Genomic DNA, 2,309 nt, shown 5'->3' with positions numbered 1-2,309 from the left:
AGACTGCTGAGCCACTACGACAAACTCGAAGCCGCCGTCGATCAAATTGCGGCCAGCTACACCGGCAACCGAGAGATTGACAGTCTCGAGAGCGCCGCCCTGCCGAGCCGGCGCGCGGTGATCGAAGCCCTGAATCACCTCAAGCCCGTCATCTTCATGGGTTTCTACAGCACGCGCCCGTTGAACCGCGGGAACTTGCGTTACTCCATCAGCGAACACCTGCACCCGGCCTGCGAACTCCTCGTCGAGCAAATCGGGCGGGCGATCCAGTACGAGCAGGCATGCGGTCGTACCACCGTTGCGCGTGACCCGGATTGGGCTGAAGCGGTGGTCTTGCGCCTCCTGAACACACTGCCGGAGCTGCGGGCACTCCTCAACGAGGACGTCATTGCTGCGTTTGACGGCGACCCTGCGGCCAAGAGCGTCGAGGAGGTCATCTTCAGCTATCCGGCAATTCAGGCGATCACCACGCACCGCATCGCCCACGAGCTCTACAAGGAAGATGTCCCGATGATCCCCCGCATCCTGTCGGAACACGCGCACGGCAAGACCGGAATCGACATCCACCCCGGGGCTCAGATCGGGCGCAGCTTCTTCATCGATCACGGAACGGGCGTGGTCATCGGCGAAACCTCCGTCATCGGCAACCACGTCAAGCTGTATCAGGGCGTCACGCTCGGCGCCCTCAGCCCGCGCCGAACGGAAGGGGCTTCGTTCCGCCGCCGCAAACGGCACCCGACCATCGAGGACAACGTCACCATATACTCCGGTGCGACTATCCTCGGCGACACCGTCATTGGTGAAGGCTGCGTCATCGGCGGCAACGTCTGGTTGGTCGAATCCGTGCCGCCGCGCAGCAAGGTGCTCTACGACGCACGGGTCACGCATACGCCGCGGAAGGAAAGCCTCGCATAGATCCGGGCGCCCTCAGCCCTCCACCGATGGAGGGCCGCAGCTCCTGCAAGCGAGAATTGATCACTTCCCCCGTGGCCGGCGCGGGCGGGGGCGCGGCGGTTCGCGCCGCAGCCGGCTCAGCTGCCGCTCCAGACTTTTCACACTGGCTTCGATGCGGCGCAGTTCATTCTGGATCGCGGGATGTGCCGTTACCCGTTCGATCGATGCACGCACTTGTGCGTCAATGCGGTGCTGCAACTGTTCAATTTGCTTCTGTGGCACTTCCAAAATCTCATCGAGCAGCCGCCGCGTGCCTGAGGCCGCAACCCCCTTCTTCACGCCGCGGTCCTTGGGCCTGCTCGTGTCCCCACCTTTGAGGAGCTGCTTCATCCCCTTCTCAGCCAGCTCCCGGACATTCTCGATGGCCTCGCGACCACGATCAACGCTACTCAGAATTTCGTGTACCGTCGCCCCACCCCGCTGGATGATCCAGCGCAGCACCGGCAGCTCCAAGAGACCGTTCTTGCGCTTTTCTTCCTCAAAAATGATCTGTGCAAAGATCAGCGCCGTCAGATCCTCACCGCTGTCGTTGTCGACGATGCGCACCTCCTCGCCAGCACGCACCAGGTCGGCGACACCATCAAGCGTCACGTAGTGGCTCGCCTGTGTGTCATACATCTTACGATTGGCGTAACGCTTGATCAGCCGCTCCATACCCGTACCCGTTTCTACGACCCGCCTCGACGGCTAGCACAGCAGGGACGTCGGCGGCAAGGCGGGTGCGCCCCACTCCGGGACAGACCCGGCCCCGCCCACACTACGACGCATCCAGGCAGCGGCGGTGGCGCCAGACGTACCACATCAGGAACGGGCCAAAACCGAAACACGCGACGTTGATGCCGACTTCCCCCAGCATGGCGCCGTCAAAATGCAGGTACATGCCGTGCTGCAGGTTGTACAACGTGTCCATCAGCCCCAGATAGATGAAGGCGCTGCCCGCGGCGATGCCGTAGAGGACGGCCCACGCCCGCCGGCGCCGCAGTCCCTCGGCGCAGGCAACCGCCGCAATCCCCAGCCAGGCATCGGCGGCGGGAAAGGACCGCTCCCAATCCAGGTACATGGCGTCCTGACTTGTCTGCACCTCTCCGGTGGTGAAAAACAGCACCCAGTACAGCAGGTCGAGACCGGCCACCACCCACAACCCGGCGATGAGTACCCGCAATCCTGCTGGTGGAGGGCCCGCCCTGCCCTTCCCTGGCACCGCCCGCCGTTCTTCCTCGCTACCCATCTCAGCCCTCGAAACTCAGGACTCAGAGGCTGTGAGGGAATGCGTGGTCCGCGACCACGGCGAATCCGCCTTGGGTTGCGCCAAAGAGGCGCAATGCCGGTGGTATAGGCTTCCAGCCTGTACTAAC

At 63.4% G+C, this 2,309-nt stretch carries 3 protein-coding genes; 1 reads left to right on the top strand and 2 read right to left on the bottom strand.

Annotation, left to right across the window (positions count from 1 at the left end):
* On the top strand, positions 1-915 hold a 915-nt coding region (gene epsC / locus VF515_17025; GenBank protein HEX7409335.1), incomplete at its 5' end, for a serine O-acetyltransferase EpsC.
* 60 nt (positions 916-975) lie between these two features.
* Here epsC and VF515_17020 read toward each other — a convergent pair.
* Both VF515_17020 and VF515_17015 read right to left on the bottom strand, forming a co-directional pair.
* Positions 976-1,608 (bottom strand): polyhydroxyalkanoate synthesis regulator DNA-binding domain-containing protein, encoded by a 633-nt coding sequence (locus tag VF515_17020; GenBank protein ID HEX7409334.1) that lies wholly within the window; start codon positions 1,606-1,608, stop codon positions 976-978.
* A 103-nt stretch (positions 1,609-1,711) separates the two neighbouring features.
* Positions 1,712-2,182, bottom strand: a complete 471-nt coding sequence (locus tag VF515_17015) for a hypothetical protein (GenBank protein ID HEX7409333.1) — start codon at positions 2,180-2,182, stop codon at positions 1,712-1,714.
* Positions 2,183-2,309 lie beyond the last annotated feature (127 nt).

It is taken from the genome of Candidatus Binatia bacterium (assembly GCA_036382395.1).
Classification (GTDB): domain Bacteria; phylum Desulfobacterota; class Binatia; order HRBIN30; family HRBIN30; genus JAGDMS01.
This window is presented reverse-complemented; position numbering and strand designations above follow the sequence as displayed.